Source organism: Mesorhizobium sp. CA16 (assembly GCF_020165175.1).
GTDB lineage: Bacteria > Pseudomonadota > Alphaproteobacteria > Rhizobiales > Rhizobiaceae > Mesorhizobium.
On the sequence record NZ_JAIUHP010000014.1, the window covers coordinates 168,506 to 185,117 of the forward strand.

Annotated in this window: 16 protein-coding genes; 8 read left to right on the forward strand and 8 right to left on the reverse strand. The window is 64.9% G+C overall.

Features of this window, described 5'->3' with window-relative positions:
• The first annotated feature begins 56 nt into the window (after window positions 1-56).
• Window positions 57-239, forward strand: a complete 183-nt coding sequence (locus tag LB525_RS20145; protein ID WP_224532070.1) for a hypothetical protein — start codon at window positions 57-59, stop codon at window positions 237-239.
• 2 nt (window positions 240-241) lie between these two features.
• On the opposite strand, the gene LB525_RS20150 is transcribed toward LB525_RS20145, so the two are convergent.
• From LB525_RS20150 to phnG, 3 genes are read right to left on the reverse strand one after another with little or no spacing between them, the layout of a single operon-like run.
• Window positions 242-1,357, reverse strand: a complete 1,116-nt coding sequence (locus LB525_RS20150) for a carbon-phosphorus lyase complex subunit PhnI (RefSeq protein ID WP_224532069.1) — start codon at window positions 1,355-1,357, stop codon at window positions 242-244.
• Between the two features lies 1 nt (window position 1,358).
• Window positions 1,359-1,970 carry a phosphonate C-P lyase system protein PhnH gene (gene phnH, locus LB525_RS20155; RefSeq protein WP_224546215.1) on the reverse strand — a complete coding sequence of 204 codons (612 nt, stop codon included), beginning with the start codon at window positions 1,968-1,970 and terminating at the stop codon, window positions 1,359-1,361.
• Window positions 1,970-2,431 (reverse strand): phosphonate C-P lyase system protein PhnG, encoded by a 462-nt coding sequence (gene phnG / locus LB525_RS20160; RefSeq protein ID WP_224546226.1) that lies wholly within the window; start codon window positions 2,429-2,431, stop codon window positions 1,970-1,972. The genes phnH and phnG overlap by 1 nt, the downstream gene beginning before the upstream one ends.
• A gap of 139 nt (window positions 2,432-2,570) precedes the next feature.
• Here phnG and phnF point away from each other — a divergent pair, with 139 nt between their 5' ends.
• Window positions 2,571-3,314 (forward strand): phosphonate metabolism transcriptional regulator PhnF, encoded by a 744-nt coding sequence (gene phnF / locus LB525_RS20165; protein WP_224546228.1) that lies wholly within the window; start codon window positions 2,571-2,573, stop codon window positions 3,312-3,314.
• A gap of 332 nt (window positions 3,315-3,646) precedes the next feature.
• Here phnF and LB525_RS20170 read toward each other — a convergent pair whose 3' ends face one another.
• The 5 genes from LB525_RS20170 to LB525_RS20190 all read right to left on the reverse strand — a co-directional run bounded on the left by LB525_RS20170 (window position 3,647) and on the right by LB525_RS20190 (window position 10,243).
• Window positions 3,647-4,663: a zinc-binding alcohol dehydrogenase family protein gene (locus LB525_RS20170; RefSeq protein WP_224546230.1), complete on the reverse strand. Its 1,017-nt coding sequence runs from the start codon at window positions 4,661-4,663 to the stop codon at window positions 3,647-3,649.
• A gap of 68 nt (window positions 4,664-4,731) precedes the next feature.
• The gene (locus LB525_RS20175; RefSeq protein WP_224546232.1) at window positions 4,732-5,697 is read right to left on the reverse strand and encodes an ABC transporter permease; all 966 of its coding nucleotides are present in this window, start codon (window positions 5,695-5,697) and stop codon (window positions 4,732-4,734) included.
• Entirely contained in the window at window positions 5,694-7,247 is a 1,554-nt protein-coding gene (locus tag LB525_RS20180) for a sugar ABC transporter ATP-binding protein (RefSeq protein WP_224546234.1), read from the reverse strand. The genes LB525_RS20175 and LB525_RS20180 overlap by 4 nt, the downstream gene beginning before the upstream one ends.
• A gap of 157 nt (window positions 7,248-7,404) precedes the next feature.
• On the reverse strand, window positions 7,405-8,400 hold the full coding sequence (locus LB525_RS20185) for an ABC transporter substrate-binding protein (protein ID WP_095769220.1): 996 nt from the start codon (window positions 8,398-8,400) through the stop codon (window positions 7,405-7,407).
• Window positions 8,401-8,737: 337 nt separating this feature from the next.
• Window positions 8,738-10,243, reverse strand: a complete 1,506-nt coding sequence (locus tag LB525_RS20190) for a UxaA family hydrolase (protein WP_224546236.1) — start codon at window positions 10,241-10,243, stop codon at window positions 8,738-8,740.
• Between the two features lie 355 nt (window positions 10,244-10,598).
• Between LB525_RS20190 and LB525_RS20195 the strand changes: the two genes are divergently transcribed.
• From LB525_RS20195 to gndA, 6 genes are all read left to right on the forward strand, one after another.
• Window positions 10,599-11,501: a GntR family transcriptional regulator gene (locus LB525_RS20195; protein ID WP_095769222.1), complete on the forward strand. Its 903-nt coding sequence runs from the start codon at window positions 10,599-10,601 to the stop codon at window positions 11,499-11,501.
• A gap of 144 nt (window positions 11,502-11,645) precedes the next feature.
• On the forward strand, window positions 11,646-11,993 hold the full coding sequence (locus LB525_RS20200; protein ID WP_224546239.1) for a DUF2946 family protein: 348 nt from the start codon (window positions 11,646-11,648) through the stop codon (window positions 11,991-11,993).
• An 88-nt stretch (window positions 11,994-12,081) separates the two neighbouring features.
• Window positions 12,082-12,639 (forward strand): copper chaperone PCu(A)C, encoded by a 558-nt coding sequence (locus tag LB525_RS20205; RefSeq protein WP_224546241.1) that lies wholly within the window; start codon window positions 12,082-12,084, stop codon window positions 12,637-12,639.
• A 30-nt stretch (window positions 12,640-12,669) separates the two neighbouring features.
• Window positions 12,670-13,188, forward strand: coding sequence for a YcnI family protein (locus tag LB525_RS20210; RefSeq protein ID WP_224546244.1), 519 nt, complete (start codon window positions 12,670-12,672; stop codon window positions 13,186-13,188).
• 52 nt (window positions 13,189-13,240) lie between these two features.
• Entirely contained in the window at window positions 13,241-14,869 is a 1,629-nt protein-coding gene (locus tag LB525_RS20215) for a copper resistance CopC/CopD family protein (RefSeq protein ID WP_224546246.1), read from the forward strand.
• Between the two features lie 175 nt (window positions 14,870-15,044).
• Entirely contained in the window at window positions 15,045-16,532 is a 1,488-nt protein-coding gene (gene gndA / locus LB525_RS20220; RefSeq protein WP_318012415.1) for an NADP-dependent phosphogluconate dehydrogenase, read from the forward strand.
• Window positions 16,533-16,612: the final 80 nt, after the last annotated feature.

Consider the following 16,612-nt stretch of genomic DNA (forward strand, 5'->3'; position numbering starts at 1 on the left):
GATCACGTCCGCTCTCTGCTATGAAATTGGCGCCCAAGACGCGGAAGGACGCCCGAATGGACTCTACCGGTTGGTTGCATCTTGGCGTGCTGCTGCTGGTGTTCGCCGGCTTCGCGACCTTTGCGCTGCGGAAAATGGTTCTCCCCGCGCCAAGGGAACCTCCGTACGGCGAGTCCTTCGGTGGCGGCGACTATACTGGCGGCTTCGACGGCGGCGGGCATTCCGGTAGCGGACACTGAAGTCATTCCGCCGCCTCGCGCTTCTCCTCGGCGGCCTTGTCCTCGTTTTCCCGCGCTTCGTATTCGGCGCGCATGCGGCGAACCAGGCCGAGCTCGGCCTGGAAGTCGACATAATGCGGCAGCTTCAGATGCTCGACGAAACCGGTGGCCTGGACATTGTCGGAATGCGAGATGACGAATTCCTCGTCCTGCGCGGCGGCGACGACATCCTCGCCAAGCTCCGTGGCGCGCAGCGCCCGGTCGCACAGCGCCATCGCCATCGCCTTGCGCTCGCTCTGGCCGAAGACCAGGCCGTAGCCGCGCGTGAACTGCGGCGGCGCCTTGGCCGAGCCCTTGAACTGGTTGACCATCTGGCATTCGGTGACGCGGATGGAGCCGAGCGGCACGGCGAAGGGCAGCTCCGGCACGTCGAGCTCCAGCTCGACCTCGCCGATGCGTATCTCGCCGACAAAGGGATGGTTGCGGGCGTAGCCGCGCTGCGTCGAATAGCCGAGCGCCAGCAGAAAACCTTCGTCGCCGCGCGACAACGCCTGCAGGCGGATGTCGCGCGCCATCGGGAATTGCAGCGGCTCGCGCGTGATGTCGCCGGGCACGTGGTCAAGCGGCATCTCGCCATCGGCTTCGATCAGGCCTTCATGGGCGAGGATCGCCGAAACGCGCGGCATGGCCTCCGGCTCGGCCAGACGCTGCGCCGGTATCTCGACCTCGGCGCCGGCGGCAAGCTCTGGATCGAGCAGGCGGTGCGTATAGTCGAAGGTCGGGCCGAGCACCTGGCCGCCCGGCAGGTCCTTGTAGGTGGCCGAGACACGACGCTCGACCTGCATGGCGCCGGTGTCGACCGGATTGGTGTAGCCGAAGCGCGGCAGCGTGGTGCGGTAGGCGCGCACCAGAAAGATCGCCTCGATCATATCGCCGCGCGCCTGGGTAACGGCGAGAGCCGCGAGCTCGCGATCATAGAGCGAGCCTTCGCTCATCACCCGGTCGACGCCGAGCGCCAGCTGCTCGACGATCTGGTCGAGGCGCAGCGCCGGTACCGAGCGGTCGCCGCGGCGGCGGTCGGCAAGCAGGCGATGCGCATTGGCAATGGCGGCTTCGCCGCCTTTCACCGCGACATACATGTCATGCCTCCATCGTCTTGATGCGGGTGGTGCGCGGCAGGCAGGCGAGGCTGCCGGGCGCCGCCAGAATGATGTCGACGCCGCGCGGGAAACGCTGGTTGTTCTGCTTCCACTGCTCGACGAAATGGCGGGGCATGCCGGGAGGCGCGATCATCGACGTCTTTTCGATCCCCGGACCTTCGAGCAGCAGCGACGGGCCCGAGGCAAGATCGTCGACCAGGAGGATCAGCGTCGTCGAGCGGTCGGGATATTCCTGCGTGCCTTGCGCAAAACCGTCGAGCGCCGCCATCTCCTTCGGATTGGCGATCAAGGCGAAATGCGCGTCGGCCGGCGTGTTGGCCGAGGGCGCGCCGGTGTGAAAGCCGAGCCAGGCCTTGACCGCGGCTTCGGCCTGCAGCGGCTGGTCGAGCCAGACCGGCGTGTCGTTGTCGCAGAGCGAGATCGCCACGGCGCCGGCCGTCGCCGACAGCGGCGCCGGCGGGCGGGCGAGCTGCGGCAGCGGCTGGACGGTGCCGGGGCGGGCCATCGCGTCCATGATGGCGCGGAACACCGCCTGGGCGTTGAAGACCGGCTCGGCGAAGCCGCCGTCGATCGATTGCGTGGCGATATCCATCAGTCCTCTCCGCGCACCATGGTGAAGAAATCCACTTTCGTGGCCGCCGTTTCGACGCGCTTTGTCTCGCGCGCCGCAGCAAGCGCCGCGCGCAAGGGCGCGGCAAGCTTTGTCTCGACCGCTTCGCGGTGCGCCGGGTCCTGCCACAGCGCGTCGGCGATCGCCGCTAGCTTGGCTTTTCCCTTGTCGCGGCCAAGCGCATAGGAGTGGCCGACCTGGCCGGAGGGCAGCCGCACCGTGGCGCGGGTGACCGTCGCTTCGCCGACATTGAACGGTGCGCCACCGCCGCCGATCCGCCCGCGCACCGTCATCAGTCCGGTTTCGGGGCCACGCAAAAGCTCGGCTTCGGAGGGCAGGCCCGACTCGTTCCACAGGCGGGCGATCTCGTCGGCCGCGGCATGCGCCAGCGTCGCCATCAAGGCCTTCCGCCCGGCCTGCTCGCGCGCTTCCTGTCCTCGCATGGCATCGCTCCCTGCATAGAGAAATTTGTCTATTGATATAGACAACTATACAAATTATACTCACTTGGTATCGGGAGTCCATGACGGGTGGATGACAACGGGTGCAAAAGTTAGGGGTGAAGACGTTGGAGGCGGGGAAATGACCGGGCTGGCAAGCAGCATCGAAAGGCGCAACGGCGTATCGCTATGGCGGCAGATCGCCGACAGGATCCTGCAGGGGATTGCGAGCGGCGATTTCGCCGAGAATGCCGCGCTGCCGCCTGAAGTCGCGCTGGCCGAGCGCTACGGCGTCAACCGCCATACGGTGCGTAGCGCCATTGCAGCACTGGTGCAGGAAGGCGTGCTGAGGGCCGAGCAGGGACGCGGCACCTTCGTGTTGTCGCGCAAGCGGCTGTCCTATCCGATCGGCGCGCGGACGCGCTTCTCGACCGGGCTGCAGGGGCAGACGAGCGAGCGGCATATCGCGCTGCTGTCGTCGTCGACCGAGCCGGCCGGCCGGCGCATCGCCGAGGCGCTGGGCATCGCCAAAGGCGCTGCCGTCATCCGCCTGGAGACGCGCGGCGAGGCCGACGGTCATGCGGTGTCGCGCGCGACGACCTGGTTCGATGCCAAGCGCTTCGCCGGCATCGAGGCGGCAATGGCGGAAACGGGATCGATCACCGCCTCACTGAAGCGCTTCGGCATCAACGATTATCTGCGGCATTCGACCGTGCTGTCGGCGCGCCACGCCGACGCAGACGATCTTGCAGCACTCGATCTGCAGCCCGGCGCCATCGTGCTGGTCACTGTCGCCGTCAACGTCACGCTCGACGGTGAGCCGATCCAATTCGCGGAATCGCGCTTTCCCGCGGAGCGGGTGGAGCTGAAGTTGTCGGTGTTGTAGGGAGTGCCGGTTTTATACGAGACCGTGATTGATCTGCTTCACGCTGATGTCAGGTCGCTTACTTGTCAGCGGCTTGGCGTTTGAGGCTCGCCTTCCCCCACTCCGTCTCGGCTTCGCCGAGCCACCTCTCCCCCCTCCGGAGGGAGAGGAAAGGAGCACGCTGGCGACCGGAGAAGCAGTGTGTCCGGTTGAAGAGCGTTGGCTGCAAGGCTCGCACTCTTCCTCTCCCCCGTCGACCGGGGGAGAGGTGGCTCGGCGAAGCCGAGACGGAGCGGGGGTCGACCTGTGCGGCGCTCCGTCAATTCGGGCTGAGTTCACCGCCTGTCATGTTATCACCCGACCTCTATGACCGCCTTGATCAGTCCCGACTTCTCGTGCGTCCATCGGGCAAGGTCGCGCGGCGTTCCGGCGAGCGTGGTGCGATGGGTGACGAGCTTGTTCAACGGCACAGCGCCGTTGCGGATCGAATCTGCGACATGGTCGAAATCGGCCTTCAGCGCGTTGCGGCTGCCGACCAGCATCATCTCGCGCTTATGGAATTCAGGGTCGGAGAAGGTGATGTCGTCCTTGACGACGCTGACCAGCACCAGCGTGCCGCCATGCGCGACGTGGGCGAAGGCCGACTGCACGGACTGGGTGTTGCCAGTCGCGTCGAACACGAGGTCGAACCCTTCGCCGGCTGTTGCCTGTTGGACCAGCTCGGCAGCCGGCGCCTTCGAGCTGTCCAGCGGGGCAAAGCCGAGCTGCTTCTCGGCGAATCCGAGACGTTCGGCGCTCATGTCGAGCAGGCTGACATCCAGCCCGGCGATGCGCGCGAAGATCGCCGTGCCGAGGCCGATCGGGCCGGCGCCGATGACCAGCGTGCGCTGGCCGGGCAGCCCGAGCGATCGGCGTACCGCATGCGCGCCGATGGCCAGGAATTCCACCGCCGCGGCGTCGGCCAGCGACAGGCCGTCCGCGGGGTAGAGGTTCTGCGCCGGCACCAGGATTTCGTCGCACATGGCGCCGTCGCGATGGACGCCCAGCACCTCGATCTTCACGCAGCAGTTCGGCTTGCCGCGCCGGCAGGCAATGCATTTGCCGCATGAAAGATAGGGGTTGATGACGACCGGCTCGCCGACGCTGATCTCGACGCCTTCGCCCTTCTCGACGATCGTGCCGGCAACCTCATGGCCCATGATGCGCGGATAGGCCAGAAACGGGTGCTTGCCTTCGAAGATGTGGTAGTCGGTTCCGCAGATGCCGACATGGCTGACCGCAACGCGCGCCCAGCCGGGCGGCGGTGCGCCGGGCCCGGCGCGGTCTTCGAGGACAAGCTCGCCGGGCGAACGGCAGACAACGGCTTTCATATCGCAAATCCAGGCAAAGAGCGCCGGCGCCGCTCGAGCGGGGCCGGCGCGTTAGTTTCACGTAGGAGTCATTTGCCGCGACGACGCAGGCCGTCGAAGTAGACGATGACGATGATCAGCAGGCCGGTGATGACGCGCTGCCAGAAGGTGTTGACGTTGAGCAGGTTGGCGCCGTTGTTGATCGTCGAAAGGATGAAGGAGCCGATCAGCGGTCCATGCACGGAGCCGATGGCGCCGAACAGCGACGTGCCGCCGATCACCGACGAGGCGATGGCCTGAAGCTCATAGGTGTCGCCCTGCGTCGGATTGCCGATGCCGATGCGCGAGGCCAGGAGCACGCCGACAATGGCCGCCAGAAGACCGGACAGGACGTAGGCCATGAAGATGGTGCGCGGCACGTTGACGCCGGACAGGCGCGCGGCCTCGGCGTTGGAGCCGACCGAGAACAGGTAACGGCCCCAGCGCGTGTGGTGCAGGAACACGTAGGACGGGATGGCGACCAGGATCACCATCCAGAACAGGTAGGGAATGCCCGCGAGCGAGCCGCGCGAGAAAGCCTGGAACGAGTCGCTGTTGATGGAGATCGAGTTGCCGTTCGTCATCAGGAGGCCGATGCCGCGCAGCGAGGTCATGGTGGCCAAGGTGATGATGAAGGGCGGCAGGCCCATCTTGACGATGCCGAAGCCGTGGAAGAGGCCGATGGCGACGCCCACCAGCAGCGTGATCAGCACCGCGGCCCAGATCGGCCAGCCGGCGTTGATCAAAAGCGCGACAATGACGGTGGTGAAGCCGACCACCGCGCCGACCGACAGATCGATGCCGCCGGTGATGATGACGAAGGTCTGGCCGACGGCGAGGATGGCGATCAGCGATCCCTGACGCAGAAGGTTGGTGATGTTGAGCGTCGTGGCGAAGGACGGCGTGGCGACGGCCAGCACGATCCACATCAGGAGCAGAAGGCCAAGCAGCGTCAGGCCGAACAGGGCGTTGAAATTGCGCTTGGGTTTTTCGGCGGGGATCGCCTCGATGCTCATTTTTGTCCTCCCGACTTTTCTTGTTTCTCGGCCAGTGCCTGACCCAAAATGTCCTCGTGGCTGGCGGTGCGGAAACCGTGGGTCGCGACCAGCTTGCCGCGCCGGAACACGTGCAGCGTGTCTGCAAGCTCATAGACTTCCGGCAGATAGGACGAGATCAGGATGATGCCGGCGCCCTTGGACAGGAGCGTCGAGAACAGGCGGTAGATCTCGGCCTTGGTGCCGACATCGACGCCCACCGTCGGCTCGTCGAAGATGAACAGCTTGGCGCCATGCGCCAGCCATTTGCCGATGACGATCTTCTGCTGGTTGCCGCCTGAGAGGCTGGAGGCGAGCGCATTGCGCGTCGGCGTCTTGATGCGCAGGTCGGCGATCTGACGGTCGGCCTCGGCTTTCTCCTTGGCGCCGGAAATCAGAAAATTGCTGGAGATGCGCTTGTAGATCGGCAGGTTGAGGTTCGTGCCGACCGGCAAATTGAGGCACAGGCCCTGGTCGCGGCGGCTTTCCGGAGCCAGCGCCATGCCGAGCCGGATCGCGTCGTGCTCGGAGTTGACCCGGACCTCCTTGCCTTGCCAGAGAATCTGGCCGGCCGACTTCCTGTGGCGGCCGTAAAGCGTGGTGACGAACTCGCTGCGGCCGGCGCCGATCAGGCCGTAGAGGCCGACGATCTCGCCGGCGCGGACGGTCACCGAGACATTCTCGAAGCCTTTGCCCGAAAGGTTCTTCGTCTCGACAATCGTGGCGCCGGGGGTGAAATGTTCCTTGTGGTAGATCTGCTCGATCGAGCGGTTGATCATCAGCTTGACCAGTTCGGGCTCGTCGGTCTCGGCGATGTTGCGGGTGCCGACCAGAGTGCCGTCGCGCAGCACGGAAACGCGGTCGGCGAGCTCGAACACTTCCTCCATGCGGTGGCTGATATAGATGATGGTGACGCCTTCGCCCTTGAGCCGGCGGATCAGCTTGAAGAGCTGGTCGGCCTCCTTGCGGGTGAGGTAAGCGGTCGGTTCGTCGAAGATCAGAAATTTCGTGCCGCGCACCGTAGCGCGGGCGGCGGCGATCAGCTGCTGCTGGCCGATGGTGAGATCGCCGAGCATGACATGCGCTGGCAAGTCGAAGCCCAGCCCGTCAATGATCTTCTGCGCGTCCTTGACCATGGCGCGTTGCTGCAGCAGGCCGACGCGGGACTCCTCCTCGCCGAGGAACATATTGGCGGCGACGGTGAGATGGCGGCAGAGCACCACCTCCTGGTGGACGGCGTTGATGCCCAGCGCCATCGCCTCATGCGGCGTGGCCAAGGCGGTCGGCTTGCCTTCCCAGATCACCTCGCCGGAGGTGCGCGGCATGACGCCGGTCAGGAGTTTTATCAGGGTCGACTTGCCGGCGCCGTTCTCGCCGACGATCGCGTGGATCTCGCCTGCCTTGAAGGCAAGATGCACAGGTTTCAGCGCATGCGTGCCGGGGTAGCGCTTTTCCAGGCCGTTGAGCTCGAGGATCGTCCTGCCCGGTTCCAGCGTGGGGGCCGGATGCAATTCCTGCGCCGTCGACGTCATGACAATCCTCCCAGATTGGCCTCAACCATTGGGCACGCAGCGATGCGTCTGGCGCGCATCTTGAATGCGGAGCCTAAATCGGGCCGGCGAATTTCCAAATCGCCCCGATGGATGTTTCCGGGGCGCGAGGCCCCGGAAACGACTGTCGCGATGCTGCTCACTTGAGCTTCGGGTTGAGCAGCGCGTCGATCTTGGGATCCTTCATGTTGTCCTTGGTGACGAGGTTCGCGCCGGTGTCGACATTGGCCTCGACCTTCTCGCCCTTCGAGGCGGCCAAGGCGGTCTTGATGCCGTCATAGCCCATCCGGTACGGATCCTGGACGACGAGGCCCGAGATGACGCCGTCATTGAGGAATTTGATCAGCTTTTCGTCGCTGTCGAAGCCGATCAGCGCCACCTTGCCGCCGAGATTGTTTTCGGCGATCGCCTGGCCGACGCCCTGCGCCATGATCAGGTTCGAGGCGAAGATGCCCTTGAGGTCCGGATTGGCGGTGATCAGGTCGGTCGCGATGTTGAGGCCGGTGGTGGCCTGGCCGTCGGCATATTTGTCGGCGACAAGCTCGAGGCCAGGATACTTGGCCTTGATCTGTTCGATGAAGCCTTGCTTGCGCTGCTCGAGCGAGCCGGCGCCGGGAAGTGCCGTGATCAGCGCGACTTTGCCTTCCACCTTGCCGCCGTTGGCGGCGCCGATTGCGGCGGCGAGGCCGTCAGCGGCGACGCGGCCGCCCTGCACGTTGTCGGTGGTCAGGAAGGAGGTGAAGGCCTTGGAATCGGCGCCGGAGTCGATGCCGATGACCTTGACCTTGGAGGCAGCCTCGTCGATCGGCTTGCCGAGCGCCTTGAACTCGGTCGGCGAGATGACGACGGCCGCCGGGTTGCTGGCGACGGCGTTTTCCAGGATCGAGATCTGGCCGTTGACGTCGGTTTCGGCCTGGGCGCCGAGTTCCGGCACGTTGACGCCGAGATCCTTGCCGGCCTTGCGGGCGCCGGCCAGAACGATCTGCCAGTAGAAGGATGTGGTATCCTTGACGATGATCGGAATGGTCACGTCGGCCGCCGAGGCGGGCGCGGAATGCATCGCGCCGGCGAGCATCGAAGCGGCGGCCAAAGCCACGAAGGCGCGGCGGTTGAGAAGGCTGGTCACGAATTTCATTAGGTTCCTCCCTAAGTCGCCTGGTGAAGGTTGCGGAAGCTCCATCTGGATAGGCGCTGCCCAAACAGAACTTTATCAATAAAAAACAGATACCGTTTTTTGATAGAGCATTGCCGTGACCGATGCAAGCGATGTCTGCTGCTGTGCGCGATGCGGGCTAGGGTCCGTTCGGCTCGTCCCTGGCAGTGCTCGGATGCTCCCGTTCCTCCTTATCGTCATGGAACAATAATTTCATAATTCTGTCAACATGGAATATTTATTCCATGAAAAAGCCTGCACTGTAGTGAAGGTCGCCTCCTGGTGTCGGTGGCGCTTCCGACGCGATAACGGCCTTTGATTAAAGCGTCGCGCCGAGGTGCCACGGCACGAATTCGTTGTCGCCGTAGCCGAACGCCTCGCTCTTGGTCTTGCGGCCGGACGCCGTCTCGATGATCAGCTCGAAGATCTCGCGGCCCATGCCGGCGATGGTCTTCTCGCCCGAGGCGATAACCCCGCAATTGACGTCCATGTCCTCTTCCATCTGGTGATACATGGTCGAATTGGTGGCAACCTTGATCGACGGCGTCGGCCGGCAGCCAAAGCAGGAGCCGCGGCCGGTGGTGAAGACGATGACATTGGCGCCGCCGGCGACCTGGCCGGTGGCCGAAACCGGGTCGTAGCCGGGCGTGTCCATGAACACCAGGCCGCTGCCCGAGACTTTCTCGGCATAGCCGAAGACGCCGTTGAGCGGCGTCTGGCCGCCCTTGGCGACCGCGCCCAGTGATTTCTCGAGGATCGTGGTCAGGCCGCCGCGCTTGTTGCCGGGCGAGGGATTGTTGTCGATCGAGGCGCCGTGCTTGGCGGTATGGTCCTCCCACCACTTCACAAAGCCGTCGAGCTTGGCGGCTATCTCGGGCGAGGCGGCGCGGTAGGCCAGCAGATGCTCGGCGCCGTAGATCTCGGTCGTCTCCGACAAGATGCCGATGCCGCCGCAGTCTGCCAGGATATCGACGGCGGCGCCCAATGCCGGATTTGCCGTGATGCCGGACATGCCGTCCGAGCCGCCGCATTGCAGCCCGACGACGATCTCCGAGACCGGGATCGGCTCACGCTGCAGCTGGCCCACTTCCTCGGCGATCTCGGCCAGAACGCCCATCGCGCGCTCGACCGATTTGCGCGAGCCGCCGGCTTCCTGGATGTTGAAATGCCGCTTTCCCGCGGCCACGCCCTTCTGGCCGTAAAGCGTGAGCTGGTTGACCTCGCAGCCCAGGCCCACCATTAGCACGCCGCCGAAATTCGGATGGCGCGCATAGCCGGCTAAAGTGCGGTGCAGAACCATCATGCCGTCGCCGGTGGCGCTCATGCCGCAGCCCTGGCCGTGCACGATCGGCACGAAGCCGTCGATGCCGGGATATTTCGGCAGAAGCGTGCGGTTGGCTTCGTCCGCAATGGCATGGCAGACGGTCGACGAGCAATTGACACTGGCGATGATGCCGATGAAGTTGCGCGTGCCGGAGCGCCCATCGGCGCGGCGGTAGCCCATGAAGGTGCGCTTGCGGTCGGCCTCGGTGGCGTGCTCGGCCTCGCTCGGCGGCACCACCGGCAAGCGGCCGCTCTCGAAAACCAAATTGTGCGAATGAACATGCTCGCCGGGCGCAATGTCTTGCGTGGCGCGGCCGATCGCCTGCGCGTATTTCACAACCGCTTCGCCCGCCGGGATCGGCTTGATCGCCACCTTGTGGCCCGGCTCGATCACGGCAGTCGCGGCGGCACCGCCCGGCAATGGCGTTCCGATCTCGATGCGCCCGTTGGCAACGGCGACATTATCGGAGGGTGAGAGAAGGATGGTGTTTGCAACGTTCACGGGCGGCTGTCCTGGGTGATCCTGGGAATGCGGGCGGATTGACTTGCGCCCGTTTAAAGGTAATGTCTTTTATCGGGAAAAAACAATTTTGCGTCAATTGTTTTTTCGCTCGGTCGGCGCTCGTCTTTTGGACGCCCGCGCCGCCCGTTTGGCAAGCCGGCGAAAAGCGTTCCGCTTTTCGGAGGCTTGCGCCAGAGCAATTCCAGTAAAAGGGCGTAGCGGCTTTCCGTCCGGAATTGCGCAGAAACAAAGATTTAGCGCAGTTCGGCGATTCCGAGAAACGCTGAACTGCTCTAGGAACACCGATCATATCGCGTTTCCGGCAGGCCGCCGCAAGCGTTGGGGGATACGGGGCATGTCGAAAAGCAACAATGTCTACAAGGACGCCTTCAACCGCTGCCTCAGGTTGCTCGACGAGACCAAGAGCCTGCCGTCGGAGCCTGAGCTCGGCACGCTGCTCGGCGTCAGCCGCACCACGGTGCGCAGCATCCTTGCGCGCATGGAAGAAACCGGGCTTATCGACTGGAACAAGCGTAATAAGACCGTGCTCAGGGCGCCGCGGTCCGAGGACTTCTTCCCCGAGGAGGAGACCGACTCGCTGGCCGAGATCATCGAGCGCTCTTTCATGCGGCGTCTGCTTGCGGGAGGCGCCGAAGCCGGCATGCAGATCAACGAGCTGGAGCTGGCGCGCGAGATCGGCGTCGGCACTACCAGCGTGCGCGAATTCCTGATCCGCTTCTCGCGCTTCGGCCTGATCGAGAAGCGGCGCAACAGCCATTGGGTGCTGAAGGGTTTCACGCGCGCCTTCGCGCTGGAGCTGACCGAGATCCGCGAGATTTTCGAGCTGCGTTCGGCGGCGGCTTTCGCCGCCCTGCCGGAAGATAGCGCGGTATGGGCCGATCTTGACCGGCTGGAACTCGAGCATCGCCAGCTCGCCAGCGAGATCGCCACGCGCTTCAACGAATTCTCCGAGCTCGACGAGCGCTTCCACCGGCTGATCCACCGCGCCTCGCACAATCGCTTCATCGTCGACTTCTACGATGTCATCGCGATGATCTTCCACTACCACTATCAGTGGAACAAGGCTGAGGAGCGCCAGCGCAACGAGGTCGCTATCCAGGAGCATCTCGCCTATATCGCGGCGCTGAAATCGCGCGATCCCGGCAAGGTGGACGCCGCCTGTCGCAAGCACCTGAAGTCGGCGCGCCAGACGCTGCTGACCTCCATTCCTGAAGGGCGGCAGATGCAGCCCGCCTGACAGGCGGGCCGCGATCCACGACGACTTATCGCGCCGCGTTGCCGCAGCGCGGTTTTGCCGATTTCCCGCGCGCATTCCCCGTGCTACCGTCGGCGCGTTTCCGGGAGAGGCTTTGCGTTGGATATCCGGCTGAGACGATGGAGCATGCCGGCCGCGTTCGTCGCGGCGCTGCTTCTATTGCTTCAGTCCTCTCTCGGCGCTTTCGCCTTCGGCGCGCCTTCGCAGGTCGACGCCTTCGGCAACGTCATCTGCACGCATGAAGGCGCTGTAAAACTCCCCGGCGGCGATCCCCACCAACAACATCTGCCGGCCTGCTGCTCGCTCGGCTGCAACATGGTTTCGGCGGCGCATATGCCGCCGCCGGAGGCCGGCGCCCTGGCCAGGACCCAGCTTTTCGAGGCCGTCGCCTTCCAGCTTCCGGCCTTCCGGCACCAGGATTTCGCCCGCGACCGCTCTCCGGCCAATCCGCGCGCGCCGCCGGCGATGGTCTGATCCGCGGAACCTTCCGCAGGCCTATTCATCCAAAGATCAGACTGTTCGCGACCGCATTGCGGCGCGATCCCGTACTCATGGAGCAACCATGTCCAATCTTCTTCCCAAGGCGCAAGCTTTCGCCCTTCGCGGCGCGCCGCCGTTTCACCTCCCGCTGCGCGTTGGCCTTGCCGTGCTCAGCCTTTTCTTTCTCTTGGCCTGCATTCCCGCCGCCTTGGCGCATGAGTTCAAGGTCGGCGATCTCGAGATCGAGCATCCCTGGTCGCGGGCGACGCCGCCGGGCGCCAAGGTGGGCGGCGGCTATTTCACCGTGATCAACAAGGGCAGCGCGCCGGACCGGCTGCTGTCGATCTCCTCCGACATCTCCGAAAAGGCCGAACTGCATGAGATGGGCGTCAAGGACGGCGTCATGACCATGCGGCCGGTCGAGGGCGGGCTGGAGATCCCGGCCGGCGGCAAGGTCGCGCTGAAGCCGGGCGCTTATCACCTGATGTTCACCGGCCTGAAGCGGCAGCCGAAGCAGGGCGAGAAATTCTCCGCGACGCTGACCTTCGAGAAGGCGGGCAGCGTCACCGTCGAGTTCGCCGTCGAAGGTATCGGCGAGACGGGCAGTGGCGACATGGGCGACATGGATCACGCCGAGTAATCCGCCAATTCGAAATCAGAGGCACAATTCATGAAAAAGTATGTTTTGGCGGCGGGCGCGCTTTGCGCGCTCGGGACCAATGCCGCGCTCGCCCACATCACGCTCGAAACGCAGGAAGCGGCCGTCGGCTCGACCTACAAGGCCGTCTTGCGCGTGCCGCATGGCTGCGAGGGCAAGGCAACGACCGCGGTGCGTGTGCAGATACCCGAAGGCGCCATCGCGGTGAAGCCGATGCCCAAGCCCGGCTGGACGCTGCAGGTCAAGAAGGGCAAATACGAGAAATCCTACCAGCTCTATGGCGAGACCTTGACCACCGGCGTGAAGGAAATCGACTGGAGCGGCGGCAATCTGCCGGACGAATTCTATGACGAGTTCGTCTTCCGCGCCTCGCTGGCGGCCGATCTGCCGGCCGGCCAGATGCTCTATTTCCCGGTGGTGCAGGAATGCGGCGACGCCGCCGAGCGCTGGATCGAGATCCCGGCGGCCGGCCAGGACGAGGACGCCTTGGAAACGCCCGCGCCCGGCATCAAATTGCTGCCGAAGAAATGATCTCTGTTGGCGCGCTCCCTCGGGATGCGCCAACATTTCCAGTTATGACGGCATGAACGCAGCACTGCCTTCCTCGATGAACTGCATGCTTGCCGGCTCGCTTGTCTGGCTGGCGGCAATGCTCGTGGCGATGGCGCTGCTCGTCGTGCCCGGCCGCGCTTTGGCGCATGCCGCGCTGGTCGCGACCGACCCGGCTGACGGCGCCGTGCTGACGCAAAGTCCCGGCAAATTCTCGCTGACCTTCAGCGAGCCCGTCTCGCCGCTGGTGCTGACGCTTGTGCGGCCGGACGGCTCACAGCTTGCGCTGACATCCTTCCGCCTCAAGGACCAGACCGTCGAGATCGACAATCCCGAAGCGCTCAAATCCGGCACGCATGTGCTGAGTTGGCGAGTCGTTTCGGTCGATGGTCATCCGGTCGGCGGCTCGGCGCTGTTTTCTATGGGCGCGCCAAGCGCGGCACCAGTGGCGGGTGAGGCCATCGACTGGACGCTGCGGGCAGCGATCTGGCTCGGCAAGCTGTTTCTCTATGCCGGACTTTTTCTCGGCATCGGCGGCGCGTTCGCACTTGCCTGGCTCGCCGAGGACCGGCGCCGCGGCCGACGCTTCGTCATCGCGGCGCTTCTTATCGGTCTCGTCGGAGCGCCGCTTTCGCTCGGCCTGCAGGGGCTGGATGCGCTCGGCGCGCCGCTCGCCCGGTTTGCGACACCGGCTGTCTGGAAGACCGCGCTCGAGACGAGCTTCGTCTGGACGATGCTGCTCGGCCTGATCGCGCTCGGCTTGGCTTTGCTTTCTCTTGCCGGACCGTCGGGCTTGCGCAAGCTGGCGGCGTCCGTATCACTGCTCGGTGTTGGCGCGGCCCTTGCTGCGAGCGGTCACGCCAGCGCCGCCGAACCGCAATGGCTGACGCGGCCGCTGGTGTTCCTGCACGGCACCGCGATCGCCTTCTGGGCCGGCGCGCTGGCGCCGCTCGGCCTCGCGCTGCGGCAGCAGCCGGCGGAAGCGAAGGTCTTTCTGCGGCGCTTCTCGCGCGCGATCCTGCCGGTCGTGGCTGTCCTTGCCGCCAGCGGCATCGTGCTGGCGGTCATCCAAGTGCAGCAGCCGGCGGCGCTGATCCATACCGCTTATGGCCGGCTGCTGCTGCTCAAGCTCACGCTGCTGCTCTTCCTGTTCACGTTGGCCGCCATCAACCGCTGGACGTTGACCGCGCCCGCCGAGGCCGGCGACACCGAGGTGCAGCGGCGGATGGCGCGCTCGATCGGCATCGAGGTGGTCATCGTGCTTGCCATTTTCGGCGTCGCCGCCGGCTGGCGCTTCACCCCGCCGCCACGCGCGCTGGCGATCGCCGCCGCGCAGCCGGTGTCGATCCACGTCCATGCGCTGAAGGCGATGGCCGATCTCAGCATCACGCCAGGCCATGCCGGCGAGGTCGCCGCTTCGATTATGATCATGACCGGCGATTTCGGGCCTCTCGACGCCAAGGCGGTGACGCTGGTGCTGTCGAAGCCGGATTCCGGCATCGAGCCGATCAAGTGGCCGGCGAGAAAACCCGGCGACGGCACCTGGCGTATCGACAATCTCGCTATCCCGCTTCCCGGCCGCTGGAACGCCCGGCTCGATATCCTCGTTTCGGACTTCGAGGTGGTGAAGGTCGAGGCGCCAATTAATATTCGCGCAGAGTGAAATTGAGAGTGAATGGTGAATAGCAGGCGATTTTCGTTTCCGCGTCGCGACGACGTTCGCCTGTCCATTTCACTATTCACCATTCACCATTTCGCCCTCAGTCTTCACCCTTGGTCTCACCGACCTCGACACAATTCTGCGAGACGGTTGACGCCGCCGCCAAGGCCCGTCATTCATCTGGGAAAGGCGTTCTCCAGGACGCAACCCACAACAAGCATCCGAACGCAGGGAAGAAACGATGGAAAAAGCCGAAATCGGCCTGATCGGCCTTGGCACGATGGGTTCCAACCTGGCGCTCAATATCGCCGAGCACGGACACCGCATCGCCGTCTTCAACCGCACGCCATCGCGCACCGACGCCTTTGTCGAGAGTGCCGGTTCGCTGAAGGACATGGTCGTTCCCTGCTACAGCCTGGAGGAACTCGCCGCTGCGATCCGGCCGCCGCGGCCGATCATCATCATGGTGCTGGCCGGCAAGCCGGTCGACGAGCAGATCGCGGCGCTGCGCGGCGTGCTGTCGGCCAACGACATCGTCATCGATGCCGGCAACGCCAATTTCCGCGACACGATGCGCCGCTTCTCGGAGCTGTCCGGCTCGGGCCTGACCTTCATCGGCATGGGCGTGTCGGGCGGCGAGGAGGGCGCGCGGCACGGCCCTTCGATCATGGTCGGTGGCACCGAAGAGTCCTGGAAGCGCGTCGAGAAAGTGCTGACGGCGATCTCGGCCAAGTTCAAGGACGAGCCCTGCGCCGCCTGGCTCGGACATGACGGCGCCGGCCATTTCGTCAAGACCATCCACAACGGCATCGAATATGCCGACATGCAGATGATCGCCGAGATCTACGGCATCTTGCGCGACGGCCTGGGCATGGCGCCGAAGGAGATCGGCAAGATCTTCGAAGAATGGAACAAGGGCCGGCTCAACTCCTACCTGATCGAGATCACCGCAAAAGTTCTCGCCGCCGACGATCCCAAGACCGGCAAGCCGGTTGCCGACATCATCCTCGACCGCGCCGGGCAGAAGGGCACCGGCAAATGGTCGGTCATCGAAGCGCAGCAGCTCGGCATTCCGGCGACGGCGATCGAGGCGGCGGTCGCGGCGCGCGTGCTGTCCTCGATCAAGGATGAGCGGCAGGCGGCGGAAAAGGCCTACGGCAATATCGGCGTCGAAAAGATTTCCGGCGACAGGGGCGCGCTGCTCAAGGACCTGGAGCTGGCATTGTTCGCCGGCAAGATCGCCGCTTACGCGCAAGGCTTCGCGGTGATGAGCGGCGCCTCCAAGGAATTCAACTGGAACCTGCCGATGCCGACCATCGCCAAGATCTGGCGCGCCGGCTGCATCATCCGCTCGCAGATGCTGGACACGATGGCCGAGGCGTTCGGTTCGGGCGGCGCTTCCACCAACCTGCTGATGGCGCCGGCCTTCATCGCCATGATGAAGGAGGCGCATCCGTCGCTGAGGCGCATCGTGGCGCGCGCCTCCGAAGCCGGCTCGCCGGTGCCGGCGCTGTCGTCGGCGCTCGCCTATTTCGACAGCTACCGCCAGGGACGCGGCACCTCGAACCTGATCCAGGCGCAGCGCGACTTCTTCGGCGCGCACGGCTTCGAGCGCATCGGGGAAGAGGGGGCGTTTCATGGCCCATGGGGGAGTGGGGCCGCCTAGGGCCAGGTGAGGCCGGCCTGCAAATGGCGGCTTCCTGCGCTTCCGGTGCTCACGTACTTTAAGTACGCTCCGCTCCGGTT

Excerpts from the sequence above, each read along its gene's own strand:
- LB525_RS20195 (WP_095769222.1), top strand. The coding sequence starts at position 10,599 with ATGTCGAAAAGCAACAATGTCTACAAGGACGCCTTCAACCGCTGCCTC.
- phnH (WP_224546215.1), bottom strand. The coding sequence starts at position 1,970 with ATGGATATCGCCACGCAATCGATCGACGGCGGCTTCGCCGAGCCGGTC.
- LB525_RS20185 (WP_095769220.1), bottom strand. The coding sequence starts at position 8,400 with ATGAAATTCGTGACCAGCCTTCTCAACCGCCGCGCCTTCGTGGCTTTG.
- LB525_RS20200 (WP_224546239.1), top strand. The coding sequence starts at position 11,646 with ATGCCGGCCGCGTTCGTCGCGGCGCTGCTTCTATTGCTTCAGTCCTCT.
- phnG (WP_224546226.1), bottom strand. The coding sequence starts at position 2,431 with ATGCGAGGACAGGAAGCGCGCGAGCAGGCCGGGCGGAAGGCCTTGATG.
- LB525_RS20150 (WP_224532069.1), bottom strand. The coding sequence starts at position 1,357 with ATGTATGTCGCGGTGAAAGGCGGCGAAGCCGCCATTGCCAATGCGCAT.
- LB525_RS20180 (WP_224546234.1), bottom strand. The coding sequence starts at position 7,247 with ATGACGTCGACGGCGCAGGAATTGCATCCGGCCCCCACGCTGGAACCG.
- LB525_RS20145 (WP_224532070.1), top strand. The coding sequence starts at position 57 with ATGGACTCTACCGGTTGGTTGCATCTTGGCGTGCTGCTGCTGGTGTTC.
- LB525_RS20210 (WP_224546244.1), top strand. The coding sequence starts at position 12,670 with ATGAAAAAGTATGTTTTGGCGGCGGGCGCGCTTTGCGCGCTCGGGACC.
- LB525_RS20205 (WP_224546241.1), top strand. The coding sequence starts at position 12,082 with ATGTCCAATCTTCTTCCCAAGGCGCAAGCTTTCGCCCTTCGCGGCGCG.
- phnF (WP_224546228.1), top strand. The coding sequence starts at position 2,571 with ATGACCGGGCTGGCAAGCAGCATCGAAAGGCGCAACGGCGTATCGCTA.
- LB525_RS20175 (WP_224546232.1), bottom strand. The coding sequence starts at position 5,697 with ATGAGCATCGAGGCGATCCCCGCCGAAAAACCCAAGCGCAATTTCAAC.
- LB525_RS20215 (WP_224546246.1), top strand. The coding sequence starts at position 13,241 with ATGAACGCAGCACTGCCTTCCTCGATGAACTGCATGCTTGCCGGCTCG.
- LB525_RS20170 (WP_224546230.1), bottom strand. The coding sequence starts at position 4,663 with ATGAAAGCCGTTGTCTGCCGTTCGCCCGGCGAGCTTGTCCTCGAAGAC.